Origin of the sequence: Pseudomonas entomophila, assembly GCF_029193575.1 — a bacterium.
GTDB classification, from domain to species: domain Bacteria; phylum Pseudomonadota; class Gammaproteobacteria; order Pseudomonadales; family Pseudomonadaceae; genus Aquipseudomonas; species Aquipseudomonas entomophila_G.
In genome coordinates this window covers 33,356-54,850 of record NZ_JARGCS010000050.1, presented here as the reverse complement: position 1 = coordinate 54,850, position 21,495 = coordinate 33,356, and the positions used below count along the sequence as shown (strand labels likewise).

Below are 21,495 nucleotides of genomic sequence, written 5' to 3'. Positions count from 1 at the left end.
TTGCGTACGCGTCCGTTGAAGCAGATTTCAGTGTGTTGGGCACGCAAACAGGCCAACACAGGCCCACCCTGTTGTAGCTGAGTACTGCCTGCCTGGAGGCTTAGGAGCGCTATAGCGGCTACCCGTTGGGAAGCCGCCCCGCGATAGGGCCATCACAGCCCTAGAACAGATACTCCTGATACCGATCATCCTCGGTAATCGGCCCACCATCCAGGCCATACTTGTCCACCACCGGCTTCAACGCCCCGAAGAACTGGTCCTGCTGTTTCTCCCGGTGCGCCACCTCGATGATCGGGAACACGATCCCGGCAATCAACCCGACCCCCGCCGTGGCCCAGCCCAGCACCCCGGAGAACGCCCCGGCGATCGCGCCGACATCGGCCAGCCCGAACAACCCCGCACCGCCTTCGATGATCGAGGTGATCGCCGCGCCCGTGCCCAGGGCGCCGGTGGTCAGCGAGAACCCGGCATTGACCTTGTCGCCGGCGAAGGCGCTGTTGACCCCACTGATCAACCCCAGCACGCCGCCGATGAAGCTGCCGGCGCCGCCGACGATCTTGCCCAGGTTGCCCAGCCGGTTGATGCCGTCGGCGTTCTGCACCATCTTGCCGGTGGGGAAGTCGCCGATGCCCTGGGGCTTGCTCGGGTCGATCGGCGTGGGCTTCCAAACCATCCCGTAACCCGCCTCCTTGGCGTACTTGGTGCCGCCCTCGATGATCAGCCCGGCGAACTGCATGCCCGCCGACACCCGCGAGGCGTTGTCGGTCGGCGAGTTGCCGCCGGTGCTGGAGCGCGCGGCCAGCACGCCGCCGGCCAGCAGGGCGCTGCCGATGTGCAGCAGGCCCTGCTTGTAGGCCTCGCCGACGTTGAGCTTCATGCCGTCGATGGCCTTGGGCAGGGCATCGCTGATCTTCTCGCCCTGGCGGTTGAGGTCCCACACCGAGCGCATCAGCGACACCACGTCCTGCGGGCGAATCGGCGTGCCGCTGGCGTCCTTGAACATATCCGGGTCGTCGGCCATGGCCTTCTCGATGATCGCCGTGACCTTGGCTTCGTCGAAGTTGCCGCTGCCGTCGCCGAAGATGTCCTTGAGCGCATCGTCGGTGGCGCCGTCGATCAGGGTCTGGCTGAGCGCCTGGTTGATCCGCTGCTGCACGTCAGAAGCATCCTGCGGCGATACCCGGTCGCCGAGGAACTCACTGAACAGCGCCGCCTGCGAGCCGAACTGGCCGATCGCCGCCAGCGGGTCGCCGCCCTTGGCCAGGGCGTCGTCCAGGTCCTTGCCGTTGAGGATGTGCTCGCGGAAGTACTGCTCGATGTCGCCGCTCTTGCCGGACTTCTCGGCGATCGCTGCCAGGTCGACCTTGCCGTCGCCACCCAGCGCCAGGTCGGTGAGGGTGGCGTCGGTGCCGGCCAGGCTCAACGCCTCGGGCAGGGTCACCGGCTGGCCGTCGGCGCCCTTGGCCGCCAGGCTGGTGTTGATGATGTCGCCGCTGTTGATGCGGGTGTCCTGGCTGTGTTGCAGCGCCTGCTTGATCGCTGGGTCGCTGTTGACGATGTCGCGCATGCCCGGGCCCTGGGCGCCGGCCAGGAAGGTCTTGACGTCCGGGTCGGCGGCCAGTTTCGCAGCGGCGTCGTCCAGTTGCTTGAGCAGCTTGGACTTGGTCGGGTTGAGGTGGTACTGGCTGTCGGCGGTGATGCCGGCATACAAGTCGCCGCCGCCGTCGACCTTGTCGCTGGAGGCCAGGCGCGCGCGGGCGTCGCTGAGCTCGAGCATGGCCGCGGCCTTGGTCTTGCCGTCGTAGTTCTCGGGGTGCTCGAGGATGTCCTGGGTCAGTTTCGAGGTGTCGACATCGGCCAATGAGCCACGGATCGAGGCGTTGCTGAGCATCATCAGCACGCCGTGGTCGTCCTTCGGTGCCTGGTTCTCCAGCCAGGCGCGCAGGTTCTTCTGCTGCACGATGCCATCGCTGGTGGCGGTGGCTGGCAGGTCGCCAGCCGAGTCGAGCACATGCAGCATGCCAGGGTTGGACCAGTAGCCGGCGGCGCCGCTCAGCTCCAGGCTCAGGCCCGGGTCGTTGTGGATCGCGGCGAGGTTGTCGGTGGTCAGGCTGCCGTTGTTGGCGCGCTGGTGCTCGCCCTGCATCTGTGGCCCGGCGCTGCTGACCAAGGAGATGTTGGCCATGACGATGGCCGCCGACTTGGCGTTCGCCTTGGCCAGCTCCGAGGCGTCGGGATTGTTCGAGAGAAACTTGCCGTAGGCCGAGGACGCCGCCGACAGGTCTTTGTTCGACTGGCTGATGAAGCGGTCTACCTCGGCGCGGGTGATGACGCCGTCGCTCTTGCCCAGGCCGCCGCTGTCCAGGGCGTTCATCAGGCTCGGGCTGCCGGCCAGGTACTTGAGGACCGCCTGGGCTTCGGGCGGCAGGTCGCTGGGCGGGTTGGCGAAGTCGACCTTGCGGTCGTGCAGGCCCCATTTGTCCCAGTTGTCACTGAGCATCTTGGCTGCGGCGCGCGGGCGTTCGAGGTTCTTTTCCTCTTCCGTGGGCTTGGCGCCACCTTTGTTGCCGGTGAGGGTGTCCCAGTCGCGCACGCCGCTGGCGTACTTGGAGTTGTCGATCCAACTGGTGTCGGCGGCGCCGTCGACCCCGAAGATGCCGTCGGAGACCTTGACCATCGAGGCGTACAGGTTGGGCGTGGCGGCCTGGGAGACGATCACCTTCTCGCCGCTTTCGGTTTCGTAGCGAATCAGGCCGTGGCCCAGTTCCTCGGGCGTGCCGATCAGCTTGAGGCCGTCGGCGGGCTGGTCGGCGCTGGCCAGGTGGTAGCCTTCCTTTTCACTGTCGTTGATCAGCGCGAGGGTTTGCTGGTCGTTCTTCACCTGGTCGAACAGCGTGTGGTTGACCTCGTTGCTGACGATGACCTTGTCGCCCGACCAGGTTTCGTAGCGGATCAACCCTGGGCCGACCTCATCAGCCGGGCCGATGGCCTTGTAGTCGTTCATGCCCGGTGGCACGTCGCCGGCCTGGGCGATCCGGTAGCCCTCGGCCTTGCTCTTGTTCAGCGCTTCCACTGCACCGGCCTTGCCAGCCATGGCGTCGAACAGGTAGGGGGTCATCTGCTTGACGATGACGATGTCGCGACCGTCGCGGGTCTTGAGTTCCAGGACGTTGGGTGACACCTGGGTGATCGAGGCGATGTTGGCCAGCGGCACGCCGGTGTTGCTGATATCGGCCAGGTTCGGGTCATTCAGGCGCTTGATCGCTTCCGGGTCGTGGGTGGCCATGACTGCGGCGATTTCCTCGGCCTTCTTGTTGTCGGTTACGGCACCGACCATGAAGTGCTTGGGGTCGGCGGCCTTGGCGCCGCCAGGGTTCGGGTTGTCCTTGAGCAGGGCGAGGGAGCGGTGAATCGCCGATTCGAACAGTGATACAGGGGTGCCGGTGGGGTTAGGCGTGCTGACGTCGGTAGCGGGGGTCTTCATCGGTGAGGCCTCGGTAATGCGGGAGGTTTCCGACGATAGGAATGGATTGCGTCAGGTATATGGCATCCGAGTGAAAGTATTTCAAAGTGTGACGTCGCTAGCGTTCCATACCTGAGCTGTTGAACCGATACGCTGGGAACCTGTCGCGTGAAAAGTTGTACAAACCAATAGGGTTGTACAATCTTGTTTGGCCCAGGCTTCGGAGTCAGCGAAATGTTGGCCATCCACACCCCCAGACGACATACGCCGGTCCTGCTCTGCTTGCTGCTCGCCCTGACCTCGTCAGCCTGGGCCGATGGGCCGCGGCTGTTGCCGGACGCCCGGCTGGTTGGCAGCGGCGAATTCACGTGGTTCGGCCTGCGTGTGTACCACGCGCGGTTATGGAGCCCGGTGGCGCCGCCTGACTGGGGCCAACCCTTCGCACTCGAACTGACCTACCACCGAACCCTGTCCCGGGACACCCTGGTCAAGGCCAGCCTGGACGAAATGCGCCGGCTGGGCGGCGAGGCGCTTGCCCCGTCGACCCTGGCACGCTGGGGCGGTTTGCTGGACGGCGCGTTCGTCGATGTGCGCCCCGGCATGCGCATCACCGGGCTGTACCTGCCTGGGCGCGGTTGTCGGTTCTACGTCAATGGCCAGTTGCAGCGGAGTATCGACGACGCGGCCTTTTCCCGCGCGTTCTTCGCCATCTGGCTGGACCGCCGGGCACGTGACCCGCAATTGCGCCAGCACCTGATGGGGCTTGGCGAGGCTGATGGAGGAAGGTGACATGCGTTCATTCCTGTTGTTGCTCAGCTGCCTGCTGCTCGGCAGTTGCGGCAATGTCGACGTGCAGGCCTACGCCCGGGAAAAACCCGTGTTCGACCTGCTGGCGTTCTTCTCGCGGCCGGTGCAGGCGTGGGGCATGGTGCAGGACCGCTCGGGGGAGGTCACCAAGCGCTTCCACGTGCGCATCGACAGCCGGCGCGAGGGCGAACGTTTGATTCTCGACGAGCGCTTCGTCTACAGCGATGGCACCCGCCAGCAACGCACCTGGACCCTCACGCCAGAGGGCCCCAGGCACTGGCGCGGGCAGGCGGGCGATGTGATCGGCGAGGCCAAGGGCGAGGTGGCGGGCAACGCGCTGCACTGGCGGTATCGGCTGGACGTGCCGGTCGATGGTCGGCATTGGGCGCTGGAGATGGATGACTGGATGTACCTGATGGATGAGGACACCCTGATCAACCGCACGAGCATGCGCAAGTTCGGTATCGAGGTGGGGCAGGTCACCTTGTTCTTCCGGCGCTTGTGACAGCGCCCCGAGGCCCTTGGCGCCCCTCACGAAAATCAGTATCGTTGCGCCCCCCGACCCGACGACCCCAGGGAGCTGCAATGTCGTCCTCCTTACCTCGACCGCCCCGGCAAGACGCACCATGGGCTGGTTGAAGCGCTTCATGGGCTTCGAGGCCCCCAGGCCCGCTGACCTGCCACTGGGTCTTGGGCGCGGCCGCACGCTGGCCATTTCACCCGCGCTCAAGCCGCTGCTGGAGGGCCGCAGCGAACTGGTGGTGCTGGGCAACCAGACGATCTGCGCCAGCGGCGATATCAATCTCGGGCAGTCCGTCCACTTTCGCCGTTTCTACCTGGACGACGAGGACTATTGGCTGCAGGTGGTGATGAATGGCCCATCCGCCAAGGACGTGGGCGACATCATCCTGTTCGGCTACCACAGCGTGGTCCCCATCGCCAATGAGGCCGAACTCAAGCGCCTGGTCGGCCCGGGCTCGAAGGTGGGCCTGCCGTTCTACCATCACGATGGCTGTGGGTTCGCCCGCGAATGGGGCAGCGAGCCCGGCCAGACTGAACTGATCCCGTTCAGCGAATGGGTCGTCACCCCTGAAGACAGTTACCGCATCCAGCACCTGGCCCTGCTGTATGCCCGCGACATCGGCCTGCCCGGCCGGCGCGAATTCCTCCTGTTGTCGGTGGAGGAGGATGCGCGCGGCAACCTCAGCCTCACCACCTCGGTGGGCGCCACCCTGCTACCCACGGATTTTCACGTTACCTGACAAGGACCTCAGCATGCTCGACGCGCTTCGCCTGTCGCTCAACGCCCACGCGGTGATCGGCTTCATTCTCTACATCAGCGTGGCGCTGGTGATGTTCTGGCTGTTCCAGTTCATCTACACGCACCTGACCCCCCACCGCGAATTCGCCCTGATTCGCGACGACAACAGTGCCGCCGCCGTCGCCCTGGGTGGCGCGTTGATCGGCTTCTCGCTGCCGGCCAGCAACATCATCGCCTACAGCGCCGGGCTGCTGGATGTGGTGGTGTGGTGCGTGATCGGTGCGTTGGTGCAGTTGCTGGCCTTCTCCCTCACCAGCTTGGTGCTCAAGGGGCTGGCCGGGCGTATCGCCAAGGGTGAGATGGCCGCCGCGATCTATGCCGCCGCCGTGGCGATCAGCGTGGGCTTGCTCAACGCCGCCTGCATGACCCCCTCTGCCTGAGGCGCAAGGAGCCGTTCATGAAGCGAAGTTCCGTCACCCTGGTGCTGGCCGGTTCCCTGCCGCTGGCGCTGACCGCGTGCAGCCCGCCCGAGCAGGCCTACACGGTCAGCCAGTCGACCCCCTACGACAGTGTCGACGCCTGCGTCGCCGACAACGTGCCGCGCAGCGATTGCCAGTACGCCTACGCCCGGGCGCAGGCCGAGTTCGCCCGCAGTGGCCCGAGCTACGCCACCCTGGCTGACTGTGAGGCCGCCACCCGCGCAGGCGCTTGCCTGCTGACCACCAGCACGCGCTACCAGCCACGTCTGGAGGGCTTCGAGCTGGAGACCCTCGGCGAAGTGACCCAGTCCCAGCTCGATGCCGCCAACGCCCAGGTCGCCGGCAGCGCGTTGGGCGGCGCAGCCACCGGCCTGGTGGCGGGCATGTTGCTCAAGCAGGTGGTCGCGCCGGACAGCCGCCGCTACAACGCCCGGCCGCTGTCGCGCTACGGCACTGGCCCGAACGTGGGCACGGTGATCCAGCGCAAGGAGCAGGAAGAGCAAGGCAGCGGCGGCGGCTCGTCCGGTGGCGGCGGCTACTCCAGCAGTAGCGGTGCGCGCGCGTCCACCGCTTCCTCGATTTCCCGTGGCGGCTTCGGCAGCGAGGCCACCGCGCGTGCTGGCTGGGGCGGCAAGTCCAGCAGCTTCTTCGGCGGCTGAGCATGCGCAAGGTCATGCTCGACGAGCGCCCCGACTGGCGTGCCAGCGCCGAACGGGAGGGCTTTGCCTTCCACACCATCGACGGCGAGCGCTACTGGGACGAGCGCGGCTACTACCTGTTCAGCGAGGCCCAGGTGGTGCGCGACCTCCAGGCCCCGACCCAGGAGCTGCATGCCCTGTGCCTGGATGCGGTGGAACGGATCGTCGACAGCGAGGCGTTGATGACCCGCCTGGCCATCCCTCCGGCGTTCTTCGACATGGTGCGCGAGTCGTGGAAGACCCGCCAGCCGCACCTCTATGGGCGTTTCGACTTCAGCTACGACGGTCACGGCCCGGCCAAGCTGATCGAGGCCAACTACGACACCCCGACCTCCCTCTACGAGGCCGCGGCGTTCCAGTTGATCTGGCTGGAGGAGCAACTGCGGCGTGGCGCTCTGCCGGCCCGCGCCAGCCAGTTCAATCGCATCGCCGAGGACTTGGTGCATGCCTTTGCCGGGCTCGGGGGCGAAGGCGTGTTTCATTTCGCGGCGATCTCGGGCTCGGTGGAAGACCGTGGCACCACGGATTTCCTGCGCAAGATGGCCGGGCACGCGGGCATCGCCACGCGGCACATCGACCTGGAAGACATCGGCCTGGACCAGCACGGGCGTTTCGTCGACCTGGACGGGGCGCCGATCCGCCGATTGTTCAAGCTGCATGCCTGGGAGCATATCTTCCACGAGCCGTTCGGCCATGCCATCGCCGCCAGCGCCACGCAGTTCGTGGAGCCGGCCTGGAAGGCGCTGATTTCCAACAAAGGCATCCTGCCGTTGTTATGGGAGTGGCATGAGGGGCACCCGAACCTGTTGCCGGCGTTTCTCGACGCCAACCCCCAGGGCCGCGTGCCCAAGGGCTGGGTGCGCAAGCCGTACTTTTCCCGCGAGGGGGCCAACGTCGACATCCGCACCGCCGATGACCAGCGGGTGTTCGAGGACGGGCCATACCAGGATTCGCCCTCTATCCTGCAGGCATTCGCGCCGTTGCCGCGCTTTGGCGACAGCTATGCGCTGGTCGGCGCCTGGGTGATCGGCGACCAGGCCTCGGGGGTCGGCATTCGCGAGGACGACAGCCTGATCACCAAGGACAGTGCGCGGTTTCTGCCGCATGTGGTGGTGGACTGAGCGCGTCGGTTTCAGGACGCGCCTTGTCGCTTGCACGCAACCTTCTATCATCATCGGTGCCATGCTAGCAGGATGCCCAAGGACTCAGTGCGCGCAGACGCACGGGCCTGGGCGAGGAGGGGAGTCGTGACCCTGTGACCGTGACAGGCACGGCTCGCCACAGCAGAACACCGCCGGACACCGCCCGCTTCCACCGGGCGGCTCCGGGATGCCGAGGTCCGCTGTATGCCTGACGAGACGTTGCACCTGCCCCTGATTCACCGCGTGCTGGACAGCCACAAGGAGGTACCCGGCGCGTTGTTGCCGATCCTCCACGCCATCCAGAAAGGCGCCGGATACGTGCCGGACACCGCCGTCCCCGAGATCGCCCATGCCCTGAACCTGAGCCTCGCCGAGGTGCGCGGGGTGATCAGCTTCTACCACGATTTCCGTACCACGCCCCCGGCCGTCCATACCTTGCGCCTGTGCCGCGCCGAGTCGTGCCAGAGCCGCGGCGCCGAGGCGCTGGCCGCGCAGCTGCGCGAGCAACTGGGCGTGGACGACCACGGCACCAGCGCCGATGGCGCGGTGAGCCTGCGGCCGGTGTACTGCCTGGGCGCCTGCGCTTGCTCGCCGGCACTGGAGCTGGACGGCCAGCTGCATGCGCGCCTCACCCCAGAGCGCCTGCGCGAGTTGGTCGAGGGTTGCCGGGTGGAGGTGGGCACATGCTGAAGCTCTCCATCGCCTGTGATTCCGCCGCCCGCGCGGTGGGCGCCGACCGCGTTGCCGAAGCCGTGCTGAAGGAAGCCGAGCGCCGGCAACTGCCGGTGCAGGTGCAGCGCACCAGTAGCCGTGGCCTCTATTGGTTGGAGCCGCTGGTCGAACTGGACGGCGACGACGGACGCTTGGGCTTTGGCCCGGTCAGCCCAGAGGACGTGCCGGCGCTGCTCGATGCCCTGGCCGGCGACCCTGGCAAGCACCCCCTGGCGCTGGGCCGGGTCGAGGACATCCCGTACCTGAAGACCCAGCAGCGCCTGCTGTTCGCCCGCGCCGGCCTCACCCGGCCGCTGTCGCTGGACGACTACCGCGCCCACGGCGGCTTCGAGGGCCTGCGCCAGGCCACCTTGATGAGCAGCGACGAGGTGGTCGCCGCCGTGCTCGACTCCGGCCTGCGTGGCCGCGGCGGCGCGGCGTTCCCGGCCGGGATCAAGTGGCGCACCGTGCGCCAGGCGCCTGCCGGGCAGAAGTACGTGGTGTGCAACGCCGACGAAGGCGACTCCGGCACGTTCGCCGACCGCATGCTGATGGAGGGCGACCCGTTCCTGCTGATCGAGGGCATGATCATCGCCGGCCTCGCCGTGGGCGCGAGCAAGGGCTACATCTACGTGCGCTCGGAATACCCGGACGCCATCCACGCGCTCAACGAAGCCGTGCTGCTGGCCCGCGAGGCCGGCTACCTGGACACCACCGGCAGCGGCGTGGCCTTCGACCTGGAGGTGCGGGTCGGCGCTGGCGCCTATATCTGCGGCGAGGAAACCGCGCTGCTCGAATCGCTCGAAGGCAAGCGCGGGATCGTGCGCGCCAAGCCACCGCTGCCAGCGCTGGAAGGCCTGTTCGGCCAACCGACGCTGGTGCACAACGTGCTCACCCTGGCCTCGGTGCCGATCATCCTGGCCAAGGGCGCTGCCTTCTACCGTGACTTCGGCATGGGGCGCTCGCTGGGCACCATGCCGTTCCAACTGGCTGGCAACATCCGCCACGGCGGGCTGGTGGAGCGCGCCTTCGGCCTGACCCTGCGCGAGCTGGTCGAAGGCTATGGCGGTGGCACCGCCAGCGGCCGGCCGATCAAGGCGGCGCAAGTCGGCGGCCCGCTGGGCGCCTGGGTCCCGCCTGCGCAGTTCGACACGCCGCTGGACTACGAGGCCTTCGCCGCGCTGGGCGCGATGCTCGGCCACGGCGGTGTGGTGCTGGCCGACGACACCCTGAACATGGCCGGCATGGCGCGTTTCGCCCTGCAATTCTGCGCCGAGGAGTCCTGCGGCAAGTGCACGCCGTGCCGCATCGGCTCGACCCGCGGCATGGAGGTGGTCGACCGGCTGATCGCCAGCACCGACCCCGCCTATCGCGAGGACCAGGCGCACCTGCTGCGCGACCTTTGCGACACGATGCAATACGGTTCGCTGTGCGCCATGGGTGGCATGACGTCCTACCCCGTGGCCAGCGCCCTCAAGCACTTTCCCGCCGACTTCGGCCTGGCCACCCCGGAGGCCGCGCAATGATCAACTACTTCGACCCCGCCAACAGCGACATCGACCTGGGCACGCCAGCCCGTGACAGCGACGTGCAGGTCAGCCTGAACATCGACGGCCGAGAGATCAGCGTGCCCGTTGGCACTTCGGTGATGCGTGCCGCCGCGTTGCTGGGCACCACCATCCCGAAACTCTGCGCCACCGACAGCCTGGAAGCGTTCGGTTCGTGCCGCATGTGCATGGTGGAAATCGCCGGCATGCGCGGCTACCCGGCCTCCTGCACCACGCCGGTCAGCGAAGGCATGGTGGTGCGCACCCAGACCCCGCGCCTGGCCGACCTGCGGCGCAACGTGATGGAGCTGTACATCTCCGACCACCCGCTGGACTGCCTGACCTGCTCGGCCAACGGTAACTGCGAGCTGCAGACCGTCGCCGGCCAGGTCGGCCTGCGCGAGGTGCGCTATGGCTACGACGGCGCCAACCACCTCAGCGAGGCCAAGGACGTCTCCAACCCGTACTTCGACTACGAGCCGAGCAAGTGCATCGTGTGCAGCCGCTGCGTGCGTGCCTGCGAAGACATCCAGGGCACCTTCGCCCTGACCATCAGCGGGCGGGGGTTCGACTCGCGGGTGGCGGCCGCCGGTGGCGACAACTTCCTCGCCTCCGAGTGCGTCTCGTGCGGCGCCTGCGTGCAGGCCTGCCCGACCGCGACCCTCACCGAGAAAAGCCTGGTGCAGCTCGGTCAGCCCGAGCGTGCGGTGATCACCACCTGCGCCTACTGCGGCGTGGGCTGCTCGTTCCGCGCCGAGATGAAGGGCGACCAGCTGGTGCGCATGGTCCCGGACAAGAACGGCGGCGCCAACCACGGCCACGCTTGCGTCAAGGGCCGCTTCGCCTGGGGCTACGCCACCCACCCCGACCGCATCACCAAGCCGATGATCCGCAAGCGCCTGGAAGACCCGTGGCAGGAAGTCAGCTGGGACGAGGCGGTGAATTACGCGGCCAGCGAGTTCCGGCGCATCCAGCTCAAGTACGGGCGCGATTCGATCGGCGGCATCACCTCCAGCCGTTGCACCAACGAAGAGGCCTACCTGGTGCAGAAGCTGGTGCGCACCGCATTCGGCAACAACAACGTCGACACCTGCGCGCGGGTCTGCCATTCGCCGACCGGCTACGGCCTGAAGCAGACCCTGGGCGAGTCCGCCGGCACCCAGAGCTTCGATTCGGTGATGAAGGCCGACGTGGTGCTGGTGATCGGCGCCAACCCCACCGACGCCCACCCGGTGTTCGGCTCGCAGCTCAAGCGCCGCCTGCGCCAGGGAGCGCGGCTGATCGTCATCGACCCGCGGCGCATCGACCTGGTCGACTCGCCGCATGCCCGCGCCGAGCTGCACCTGCAACTGCGCCCGGGCACCAACGTGGCCATGCTCAACGCCTTGGCCCATACCCTCGTCAGCGAAGGCCTGCTCGACCAGCGCTTCATCGACGCGCGCTGCGAAACCGCCGACTTCGCCCGCTGGCGCGATTTCGTCGCGCTGCCGGAGAACGCCCCCGAAGCCCTCGGCCCGATCTGCGGCGTGCCCGCCGAACAGATCCGCGAAGCCGCGCGGCTATACGCCAGCGGTGGCAACGCAGCGATCTACTACGGCCTGGGCGTGACCGAGCACAGCCAGGGCAGCACCGCGGTGATGGGCATCGCCAACCTGGCCATGGCCACCGGCAACATCGGCCGCGAAGGGGTCGGGGTGAACCCGCTGCGCGGGCAGAACAACGTGCAGGGCTCGTGCGACATGGGCTCGTTCCCCCATGAGCTGCCTGGCTACCGGCACATCTCCAACGAAAGCGTGCGCGCGCAATTCGAGCAGGCCTGGGGCGTGACCTTGCAACCCGAGCCGGGCCTGCGCATTCCCAACATGTTCGAGGCGGCGCTGGACGGCAGCTTCAAGGCCCTCTACTGCCAAGGCGAGGACATCGCCCAGAGCGACCCCAACACCCAGCACGTCACCGCCGCGTTGCGGGCGATGGAGTGCGTGGTGGTGCAGGACATCTTCCTCAACGAAACCGCCAAGTTCGCCCACGTGTTCCTGCCGGGCAGTTCGTTCCTGGAGAAGGACGGCACCTTCACCAACGCCGAGCGGCGTATCTCGCGGGTGCGCAAAGTGATGGAGCCGCTGGCCGGCAAGGCCGACTGGGAGGCCACCGTGGCCTTGGCCAACGCCCTGGGCTACCGCATGGACTACCGCCACCCGTCCGAGATCATGGACGAGATCGCGCGCCTGACGCCGAGCTTCCACCGCGTCAGCTACGCCGAGATCGACCGCCACGGCAGCCTGCAATGGCCGTGCAACGACGCCGCCCCCGACGGCACCCCGACCATGCACATCGACCAGTTCGTGCGCGGCAAGGGGCGCTTCATGCTCACTGGCTACGTGCCCACCGACGAGAAGGTCAATGCCCGCTACCCGCTGCTGCTGACCACCGGGCGCATCCTCAGCCAATACAACGTCGGCGCCCAGACCCGGCGCACCGGCAACGTCGCCTGGCATGACGAGGATCGCCTGGAGATCCACCCCAGCGACGCCGAAAGCCGGGGCATCAAGGACGGCGACTGGGTCGGCATCGGCAGTCGCGCCGGGCAGACGGTGCTGCGCGCCAGGGTCAGTGGCCGGGTGGCGCCGGGGGTGGTGTACACCACCTTCCACTTCCCTGAGTCTGGCGCCAACGTGATCACCACCGACAACTCCGACTGGGCCACCAACTGCCCGGAATACAAGGTCACCGCCGTGGAGGTGGTGCGGGTATTCCAGCCGTCGGAATGGCAGAAGCGTTACCAGGACTTCAGTGATGAACAGCGGCGCCTGCTCCAGGAGCGGCGCCAGGCCGAAGACAAGGCCAACGCCGAGGTGCGCCGATGAGCAGCGAGAACCTGGTCAAGATGGCCAACCAGATCGCCCACTACTTCGACAGCGAGCCGGACCACGCGCTGGCGGTGCAGGGGGTGCGCACGCACCTGCAGAACTTCTGGACGCCGGCGATGCGCCGGCAACTGGGGGAGTGGATCGCGGCCAATGCGGGGGAGGGGCTGGATTCGAAGGTGCGCGAGGCGTTGGGGTAAGGGGCCTACAGGTTCGGCCCTATCGCGGGGCAAGCCCGCTTCCACAGGTTCACCGCCAACTTCATGAATGGGTGGGGTACCTGTGGGGGCTTGCCCCGCGATAGGGCCGGCATGGCCAACATGAAACCTCCGTCATGATCCGCAGCCCCGGCAAAGCGCAATGCTAAGCTCGCGGAAACGTTCGTCACGGAAACCCCACCATGGAAATGAACTGGCACCAGGCACTGCAAGAGAGCCTGAGCTGGCTTGCAGTCGCCTTCCTCGTCACCCTCGTCTGTTTCACCGCTGCCGCCGCCCTGGCTGTGCGCTTCACCCGCTGGGGCAGCCAGTTCTGGCAACTGGCGGGAGCCTATTTCAGCTTCCGGCGCAGCTGGCGCCCGCTGCTGGTGTTCGCCCTGCTGCTGTCGCTGACGCTGTTCTCGGTGCGCATGAACGTGCTGTTCTCGTTCTGGTACAACGGCTTCTACAGCGCCTTGCAGGCCTTGGACCAAACCGCGTTCTGGTACCTGCTCGGGGTCTTCGCGGTGCTGGCGACGATCCACGTGGCGCGGGCGCTGTTCACCTCCTATGTGACCCAGGCCTTCAGCATCCGCCTGCGGGTGTGGCTGACCCAGCGCCTGACCAACGACTGGATGCGCGGCGATGCCTACTACCGCGGGCAGTTTCTCGCCGAACCGGTGGACAACCCCGACCAGCGGATCGAGCTGGACGTCAACGCCTTCGTCACCGGCTCCGTGTCGCTGGCCCTCGGTGCGGTCAGCGCGCTGGTGTCGCTGGTGGCGTTCACCGGCATCCTCTGGGGGCTGTCGGCGCCGCTGGAGGTTGCAGGTGTCGAGATCCCTCGGGCGATGGTGTTCGCGGTGTACGTCTACGTGCTGATCGCCACCTGGATCGCCTTCCGCCTTGGCCGGCCGCTGATCCGCCTGAACTTCCTCAACGAGAAACTCACCGCGAACTTCCGTTACGCGCTGATGCGCCTGCGCGAGAATGCCGAGAACGTGGCCTTCTACCAGGGTGGCCCGGTCGAGCGGCAGACCCTGCTGGGGCGCTTCGCGGCGCTGATCGTCAACGTCTGGGCGATGGTGTTCCGGGGCCTGAAGTTCAATGGCTTCAACCTGGGCGTGAGCCAGGTCGCGGTGGTGTTCCCGTTCATTCTCCAGGCGCCGCGCTTCTTCAGCGGGGCGATCAAGCTGGGCGACGTGATGCAGACCTCCCAGGCCTTCGGCCAGGTGCAGGATTCGCTGTCGTTCTTCCGTGAGTCCTACGACACCTTCGCCAGCTACCGCGCCACCCTCGACCGTCTGACCGGCTTCCTCGACGCCAACCAGCAGGCCAGCGCGTTGCCGCAGGTCAGCACCCAGGCGCAGGAGCAGGCGCTGGCCATCAGCGGCCTGCAGGTGCTGCGCCCGGACGGCCACCGGCTGATCACCGACCTCGACCTGAGCCTGCACGCCGGCCAGGCGCTGTTGATCAAAGGCCCGTCGGGCAGTGGCAAGACCACCTTGCTACGCGCCCTGGCGGGGTTGTGGCCGTATGCCGAGGGCGAGGTGCGACGGCCCATGGGCATGCAGTCGTTGTTCTTGTCACAGCGGCCGTACCTGCCGCTGGGCGACCTGCGCGCCGCCATCGCCTATCCGGCCAGCGGGGCTGCGGCGGATGACGCGCGCATGCAGCAGGCGCTGCGTCAGGTCAACCTGGCGCACCTGGCGGACAAGCTGGAGGTCAGCCGGGACTGGGCGCAGATCCTGTCGATGGGCGAGCAGCAGCGGCTGGCGTTCGCCCGGGTGCTGTTCAACCAGCCGCAGGTGGTGTTCCTCGACGAGTCCACCTCGGCGATGGATGAGGGGCTGGAACATGCGCTGTATGCGCTGCTGCGCAGTGAGTTGCCGCAGGCGCTGCTGGTGAGCGTGGGGCACCGCAGCACGCTGGCCGGGTTCCATTCCCATCGCCTGGAGGTGGACGGGCAGGGGGGCTGGGCGTTGCTGGAGCAGGCGGCGGCGGGTGAGGTGCCGGCCTAGGGAAGGGGGCTGGCCCCATCGCGGGGCGAGCCCGCTCCACAAGGCCCCGCTGTACTATGATCAGCGGTGAGCCTTTACAAGGAGCGGGCTTGCCCCGCGATGGAGCGCCGCAAGACTCAGGACTTGAACCGCCCCACCAACCCGCTCAACTCCTCCGACAACTGCGACAACCGCCCCGAATCCGACTGCGCCGAACTGGCCAGGCTTTCCACCAGCCGCGCCTCGTCGTAGATCTGCTGGATATGCCGGTTGATCTCCTCGGCCACGCTGTGCTGCTCCTCCGCCGCCGCCGAGATCTGCAGGTTCTGGTCGCGGATCTCGTTGACCGACAACTGGATGCCCTCGAAGCTGTCGCGCGCGCTCTCGATGGACGACACGCTGGCCCGCGACAGGTCCAGGCAGCTTTCCATCTTCTGCGAGACTTCCTGGGTCTTGTTGCCCAGGGTGTTGAGCAACTGGTCGATCTCGCCGGTGGAGTCGGCGGTGCGCTTGGCCAGCGCCCGCACTTCATCGGCCACCACCGCGAACCCTCGGCCCTGGTCGCCCGCGCGGGCGGCCTCGATGGCGGCGTTGAGCGCCAGCAGGTTGGTCTGCTCGGCGATGGCGCGGATGGTGCCGAGGATCTGGTTGATGTTGCGACTGCCTGCCTCCAGCTCCAGCATCGCCTGGGACGACTCGCTCAGGCGGCTGCCCAGGCGGTTGACGTTGTCGGTGGTCTGCTCGATCTGCTGCTTGCCCTCGGCCACGCGGCGGTGGCCGTTCTCGGCGGCGTCGGCGGCGCTGCTGCACGAGCGCGCCACCTCGTTGGCGGTGGCGACCATCTCGTTGAACGCGGTGGACACCAGCTCCACCGCCTCACGCTGGCGACCAGCGGCCTCGTTCATGTTGCCGGCCATCTCGCTGTTGCTGCGTGAGGCCTCCTGCAGGTTGCCCGAGGCTGCGCCGATGTGCTGGATCAGTTGGCGGATGGCCGCGAGGAACTTGTTGAACCAGCCGGCCAATTCGGCGGTTTCGTCCCGGCCCTGCACCTTGAGGTCGTGGCGCAGGTCGCCTTCGCCCTCGGCGATGGATTGCAGGCCCGTGCTGACCTGGCCGATGGGCTTGACGATCACTCGCGAAAACGCAGCAGCCACCAGGGCGAAGACCAGCGCCAGCACCAGCACGATGGCCGCGATCAGGTAGGTCATGTGGGTGGCGGCGCCCATCACCTCCTGGTATTCGATCAGGCCGACGAAGCGCCAGCCCAGGCCGGGCGAGGTCCAGACGTTGGCCATGTAGCGCACGCCGTCGATCACCACCTCGGTGAAGCCCTGCTCGGTGGCGGCCAGTTGCGCATAGGGCGCGCCGAGGTCCTTGAGCTGCTTGAAGCTGTGCCCGGCGTCGCGCGGGTCGACCAGCACGGTGCCGTTCTCGATCAGCATCACGTAGCCGCTCTGGCCCAGCTTGATGCTCTTGACCAGTTCGGTGAGGTTCTTCAGCGACACGCTGACCACGAACACGCCCTTGGCCTTGCCGCTGGCATCGCTCAGGGTGCGCGCGGTGCCGACCAGGGCCACGTCGTCCTTGTCGTAGTAATAGGCAGGGGTACGCACGGTCTTGCCCGGGGTGGCCATGGCGGCTTTGTACCAGGGACGGGCACGCGGGTCGTAGTTGGCCAACTGCGGGTCGTCGGGCCATTTGGCGTAGGTGCCGTCTTCCAGGCCGATGGAGATGATCGCCGCTGCCGGGTGCGTGGCGCCATAGCGCGAGAAGGCATCGATGACCTGCTGGGCGGACGCGGGCAGAGGCTGTTTAGCCGCGTCGGCGCTGGTGTAGTTCTTGAGTGTACTGACCGAGGTGTATACAGAGTCGGTGGCCATTTGTTCGACGTTCTGCAGGGTGCCGTCGAAGAATTGCCGCATGTTGCCGTCGATTTGGCGGATTTCGCGGGTGCTGCCGTCGAGGAACTGATCCACCGCCTCGCTGCGGATGTTGTAGATCGAGATCACGCCAACCAGGCTGACCGGGATGAAAGCCACCAGAACGAACGCGAGCACCAGTTTATTTTTTATCTTCATCGGGACGACCATGGGTGAGGGTGAGGGAGCAAATGCCCGGCGGGGAGCGGTGTGGCTATTTGCTATCGATTCTGTGTCGGCCCGCGTGAGGGAAATCTTTAGCGGATATTTCGTGTACAAAACTTCGAACTTATTGTTTTGATTTTCTTGTTGGCTCATCGCAGCACGCATCGGCCCACAGAGGCGCGATGCCGGCCTGCTCCAGGGTCACAGACTGAGGCGCAGGGCCAGGGCTGAAAGGGTGATCAGCAGGACGGGCACGGTCAGCAGCAGGCCGACCTTGAAGTAGTAGCCCCAGGTGATGCGCACGCCCTTGCGGGCCAGCACGTGCAGCCACAGCAGTGTCGCCAGGCTGCCTATCGGGGTGATCTTCGGCCCCAGGTCGCAGCCGATGACGTTGGCGTAGATCATCGCCTCGCGCGCCACGCCCTGGGCCTCGCTGGCCTGGATCGACAGCGCGCCGATCAGCACGCTGGGCAGGTTGTTCATCACCGATGACAGCAGCGCGGCGATCACCCCGGTACCCAGCGTCGCGGCCCACAGGCCATGGGCCGCGAGGCGGTCGAGCACTGCGGCCAGGGCGTCGGTCAGCCCGGCGTTGCGCAGCCCGTAGACCACCAGGTACATCCCCAGGGAGAACACCACGATCTGCCAGGGCGCTTCGCGCAGCACCCGGCGGGTGGCGATCACGTGGCCACGGGCGGCGACGGCGAACAGCACGGCGGCGCAGGCGGCAGCCACGGCGCTGACCGGAATGCCCAGTGGTTCGAGGATGAACAGCCCCGCCAGCAGCGCCACCAGCACCACCCAGCCGACGCGGAAGGTGGCACGGTCGCGGATCGCCATCGCCGGTGCCTTGAGCTCGTCCAGTGCGTAGCGCGCCGGGATGTCGCGGCGAAAGTACAGCGACAGCACCAGCAGGGTCGCTGCCACGGCGGCGAGGTTCACCGGCAGCATCACCGAGGCGTACTCGCCGAAGCCCAGTTCGAAATAGTCGGCCGAGACGATATTCACCAGGTTCGATACCACCAGCGGCAGGCTGGCGGTGTCGGCGATGAAGCCGGCGGCCATGACGAAGGCCAGGGTCGCGCCGGGGGAGAAGCGCAGCGCCAGCAGCATCGACATGACGATGGGCGTGAGAATCAGCGCCGCGCCGTCGTTGGCGAACAGCGCCGACACTGCCGCGCCCAGCAGCACGATGAAGGCGAACAGCCGCCGCCCGTCACCCCGTGCCCAGCGCGCCACGTGCAGGGCGGACCACTCGAAGAAGCCGGCTTCGTCGAGCAGCAGGCTGACGATGATGATGGCGATGAAGGTGGCGGTGGCGTTCCAGACGATGGCCCATACCGTGGGAATGTCGTGCAGCGACACCGCGCCGACCAGCAAGGCGAGCAGGGCGCCGAGGCTGGCGCTCCAGCCGACGCCCAGGCCCTTGGGTTGCCAGACGACCAGTACCAGGGTTAGCAGGAATACCGCAGCGGCGATCAGCATGTTCGGCCTCGGGGGGTCAGCAGCAGGCGGCGCGCGCGGGGCAGGCCCGCTCAGGCGCCCCGCCGAATTCGAGATCGGTAGGGAGCCTATGCGCGATGAGGCCGTTTGGTCAGATCGAACTGCGCCCCGCACCACCCGCCGGCACCTGTCGCTGCGGCTCGGGCATCTGATAGCCCTGTTCCAACCCGGGTGCCGCTGACGTATCTTCCGGCAACTGCGGCCCACGCGCTTGCTGCGCGTAATGGCGGATCAACTTCCAAGTGATCAGCGCACCGCCGGTCACGGCGATCAGCACGATCATCACCACCAGCGCGGCCTTGCGGTCGTCCTTGCCCTGGAACAGCTTGCTGACCTTCTCGAACGCTGCCGGCATCGCGTGGGTGGCGCGTTCCAGGCGTTGGGCGGTGGCGAAGACGTTCCATGCCGCGACGGCGATATTGCCGAAGTTGCGCTCGCGCCAGGCGTTCTCCAGCGAGTGCAGGGTGATCACCACGCCGCTGCCGATGGCCGGGATGATGATCAGCAGGTACCACAGGCTGCCCACCGCATCGAGGTATTCCTGGGGCAACTGGCCGGTGGCGTAGAAGTACAGGGTCACCAGCATCAGCAGCACGGAACTGAAACCGAGGGTCGCCTCGATCGCCCCGGCCCAGGCCAGCATGCGCATGGGGCCGCCGACGAAGCGTGCCTCGTCCCAGATCAGGCCGACGGCGCGGCAGTTCCACCAACTGATGGCGACGTTGAGTACGCCGACGAGGATAAGCATGAGCAGCATTGCCTGGAGACTCCCTTCAGATGAACCCGCGCAAGCACGGCGGGCTAGAGGCAAGTGGCCATGATCGGGCAAGGCCTGAGGCAATGCAATTGAAACGGCGTATTTCACGAAGGTGTTGGCGGTCGTCCGCAAGGGCCCTATCGCGGGGCAAGCCCGCCCCCACAGGCACCCCGTTGAGGGTGAATGCAGCGGGGCGCCGGCGTGCTTGCCGCGATATCAACCTACCACTTTGGCAAACGCCACCCTGAACCGCCGCATATCCTCCTCACTGCCGACACTCACCCGCATCCAGTTCGGCCAGCTCGCCCACACCCGTCCCACCAGCACGCCTTCCTTGGCCAGGCGCTCGACCACCGGCTGCGCCGGCCCACGCAAATCGACCATGAAGCAGTTCGCCTGCGACGCCGTGCAACGCCACCCGCGCTCGCCCAGCCAGGCCGTGGTCGCCTCGCGCAGGCGGGCGTTCTCGGCCTTGCGCCGTGGCGCCAGTTGGCCATCTTCGAGGCTTGCCAGCCCCGCCAGCAAGGTCGAGGCGGCGGCCACGTTGTCGCCGTCGTACACCTCCAGGCGCTTGAGCAAGGGCGCCTGGCCGATCGCCAGGCCCAGGCGCGCGCCCGCCATGCCGTAGAGCTTGGAGAAGGTTTGCAACACCAGCAACTCGGGGTGCTCCTTGACCAACGCGATGCAGCTTTGCGCATCGCTGAAATGGATGTACGCCTCGTCCACCACCACCACGCTGCCGGCCGGCTTGCGTGCCAGCAAGCGCTCGATGTCGCGCCGTGGCGTGAGGGTGCCGGTGGGGTTGTTGGGGTTGCACAGGTAAAGCATCCCCGGCGCAGCGTCGGTGGCTAGCATGGCGTCGATGTCGTGGGCGTGGCGGGCCGTGAGGTCTACCGCGTGCACCTTCGCGCCACGCGCTTGCGCCGCTTCCACGGGCGCCTCGTAGGACGGCTCGGCGACCACCAGGCCGCCGCTGCCGGTGAAGGCCATCACCGCGTGCTGCAAGGCCAGCTTGGAGCCGCAGAACACCTGCACCTGCTCCGAGGAAAGGCCGTGCTGCGCGGCGAACAGGTCGATCAGCCGGTACTGCGCCTTGTACGGGTAGCGGCCGCACTGGGCGATGCCCTCGACCATCGCCTGGCGCGCCGCAGGGCTCGGGCCCCAGGGGCTTTCGTTGAAGTTGATTTGCACCGGGCCGGCGACCTTGGCGGGTGCGGGCTCGCTGGCGGCGTGGGCGCCTTGCAGGGTTCCGAGAAACGGCAGGGCCAGGCCCAGGCCAACCAGCGAGCGACGTGACATTTCGGTCATGCTTCGACTTCCTTGTGGTTTCCGGTTACTTCGGAAGACGAGGCAAGGGCAGGCCGATTAAGGGTGGCAATTGGCAGTCACGCCGCTACAACAGGACTTGGCGCTGTTCGAGCCACTGCTCGAAACGCTCGAAGGTCGCTACCGCCGCCTGTACCGCACTGGCTTGCGCGGTGGCCGGTGCCTGGCCCAGGCGGTCGAGGAAGGCGCGCCAGTGCTGGCCGGTGGCGCTGCCGTAGACATCGAGAAAGGCGCCGCCGTTGCTCGCGTCGATGCCCAGGCGCTCGGCCATTGCGCGCTTGAGCACTTGGCCGCCGAGGGTCGAGCCTTCGAGCACGTACATCACGCCCAGGGCGCTGGCTGCGTCGGCGACCGCGGGCAACGCCTGGCAGCGGGGCAGCGCGTCTATCTGCGCGGGGCTCAGGGCCAGGGCTTGCAGGTCACGGGCGAGGGCAGGGGTCTTGTCACGCGCGCGGGCCTGATGCTCGGTCAGCAGCGTTTCGAGTGGGGCATGGAAGCCGTAGTAGGCGGCGATCAGTTGACGGTAGGCAGCCTGGTCGAAGCCCGCACTGAAGAACGGCAGGCGCCGCTCCAGCGCTTTGTGGCTGGCCTGGGTGCCGGCGCGCAGGGCGAGCAGCAGCGGCGAAGTCGGCAGATGGGCGGTGCTGGGCATCGAA

At 67.2% G+C, this 21,495-nt stretch carries 17 protein-coding genes and 1 pseudogene; 11 read left to right on the top strand and 7 right to left on the bottom strand.

All coding sequences use genetic code 11. The annotated features are described in order from the left end of the window. Positions 1–160: 160 nt before the first annotated feature. Positions 161–3,484, bottom strand: a complete 3,324-nt coding sequence (locus P0Y43_RS23340; protein ID WP_275639625.1) for a type III effector HrpK domain-containing protein — start codon at positions 3,482–3,484, stop codon at positions 161–163. 213 nt (positions 3,485–3,697) lie between these two features. Here P0Y43_RS23340 and P0Y43_RS23335 point away from each other — a divergent pair, with 213 nt between their 5' ends. From P0Y43_RS23335 to P0Y43_RS23285, 11 genes are all read left to right on the top strand, one after another. Continuing rightward, positions 3,698–4,252 (top strand): chalcone isomerase family protein, encoded by a 555-nt coding sequence (locus tag P0Y43_RS23335; protein WP_275639624.1) that lies wholly within the window; start codon positions 3,698–3,700, stop codon positions 4,250–4,252. Position 4,253: 1 nt separating this feature from the next. Beyond that, positions 4,254–4,775: a DUF3833 domain-containing protein gene (locus P0Y43_RS23330; RefSeq protein ID WP_275639623.1), complete on the top strand. Its 522-nt coding sequence runs from the start codon at positions 4,254–4,256 to the stop codon at positions 4,773–4,775. Between the two features lie 121 nt (positions 4,776–4,896). Then, positions 4,897–5,532, top strand: coding sequence for a DUF2491 family protein (locus tag P0Y43_RS23325; RefSeq protein WP_275639622.1), 636 nt, complete (start codon positions 4,897–4,899; stop codon positions 5,530–5,532). A 13-nt stretch (positions 5,533–5,545) separates the two neighbouring features. Further along, positions 5,546–5,971: a DUF350 domain-containing protein gene (locus P0Y43_RS23320; protein WP_275639621.1), complete on the top strand. Its 426-nt coding sequence runs from the start codon at positions 5,546–5,548 to the stop codon at positions 5,969–5,971. A 17-nt stretch (positions 5,972–5,988) separates the two neighbouring features. Continuing rightward, positions 5,989–6,669 (top strand): DUF1190 domain-containing protein, encoded by a 681-nt coding sequence (locus P0Y43_RS23315; protein ID WP_275639620.1) that lies wholly within the window; start codon positions 5,989–5,991, stop codon positions 6,667–6,669. A gap of 2 nt (positions 6,670–6,671) precedes the next feature. Next, entirely contained in the window at positions 6,672–7,829 is a 1,158-nt protein-coding gene (locus tag P0Y43_RS23310) for a glutathionylspermidine synthase family protein (RefSeq protein ID WP_275639619.1), read from the top strand. Between the two features lie 225 nt (positions 7,830–8,054). Beyond that, positions 8,055–8,540, top strand: a complete 486-nt coding sequence (locus P0Y43_RS23305) for a formate dehydrogenase subunit gamma (RefSeq protein ID WP_275639618.1) — start codon at positions 8,055–8,057, stop codon at positions 8,538–8,540. Beyond that, positions 8,534–10,087, top strand: coding sequence for a formate dehydrogenase beta subunit (locus tag P0Y43_RS23300; protein WP_275639617.1), 1,554 nt, complete (start codon positions 8,534–8,536; stop codon positions 10,085–10,087). The genes P0Y43_RS23305 and P0Y43_RS23300 overlap by 7 nt, the downstream gene beginning before the upstream one ends. Then, on the top strand, positions 10,084–12,972 hold the full coding sequence (gene fdhF, locus P0Y43_RS23295; protein ID WP_275639616.1) for a formate dehydrogenase subunit alpha: 2,889 nt from the start codon (positions 10,084–10,086) through the stop codon (positions 12,970–12,972). Before P0Y43_RS23300 ends, fdhF begins: the two co-directional genes overlap by 4 nt. Then, positions 12,969–13,172: a formate dehydrogenase subunit delta gene (locus P0Y43_RS23290; RefSeq protein WP_275639615.1), complete on the top strand. Its 204-nt coding sequence runs from the start codon at positions 12,969–12,971 to the stop codon at positions 13,170–13,172. Before fdhF ends, P0Y43_RS23290 begins: the two co-directional genes overlap by 4 nt. Before the next feature lie 200 nt (positions 13,173–13,372). Further along, positions 13,373–15,190 carry an ABC transporter ATP-binding protein/permease gene (locus tag P0Y43_RS23285; protein ID WP_275639614.1) on the top strand — a complete coding sequence of 606 codons (1,818 nt, stop codon included), beginning with the start codon at positions 13,373–13,375 and terminating at the stop codon, positions 15,188–15,190. A gap of 116 nt (positions 15,191–15,306) precedes the next feature. Here P0Y43_RS23285 and P0Y43_RS27155 read toward each other — a convergent pair whose 3' ends face one another. The 6 genes and pseudogenes from P0Y43_RS27155 to P0Y43_RS23260 all read right to left on the bottom strand — a co-directional run bounded on the left by P0Y43_RS27155 (position 15,307) and on the right by P0Y43_RS23260 (position 21,491). Then, positions 15,307–16,011, bottom strand: a complete 705-nt coding sequence (locus P0Y43_RS27155; protein WP_430540275.1) for a methyl-accepting chemotaxis protein — start codon at positions 16,009–16,011, stop codon at positions 15,307–15,309. Between the two features lie 198 nt (positions 16,012–16,209). Beyond that, positions 16,210–17,247: pseudogene (locus P0Y43_RS27150) on the bottom strand (cache domain-containing protein); the annotation flags it as partial. Between the two features lie 207 nt (positions 17,248–17,454). Further along, positions 17,455–18,738, bottom strand: a complete 1,284-nt coding sequence (locus tag P0Y43_RS23275) for an arsenic transporter (RefSeq protein WP_275639612.1) — start codon at positions 18,736–18,738, stop codon at positions 17,455–17,457. A 109-nt stretch (positions 18,739–18,847) separates the two neighbouring features. Next, on the bottom strand, positions 18,848–19,513 hold the full coding sequence (locus P0Y43_RS23270) for a hypothetical protein (RefSeq protein ID WP_275639611.1): 666 nt from the start codon (positions 19,511–19,513) through the stop codon (positions 18,848–18,850). 216 nt (positions 19,514–19,729) lie between these two features. Next, the gene (locus tag P0Y43_RS23265) at positions 19,730–20,821 is read right to left on the bottom strand and encodes a pyridoxal phosphate-dependent aminotransferase (RefSeq protein WP_275639610.1); all 1,092 of its coding nucleotides are present in this window, start codon (positions 20,819–20,821) and stop codon (positions 19,730–19,732) included. 85 nt (positions 20,822–20,906) lie between these two features. Continuing rightward, positions 20,907–21,491 (bottom strand): biliverdin-producing heme oxygenase, encoded by a 585-nt coding sequence (locus tag P0Y43_RS23260; protein WP_275639609.1) that lies wholly within the window; start codon positions 21,489–21,491, stop codon positions 20,907–20,909. Positions 21,492–21,495: the final 4 nt, after the last annotated feature.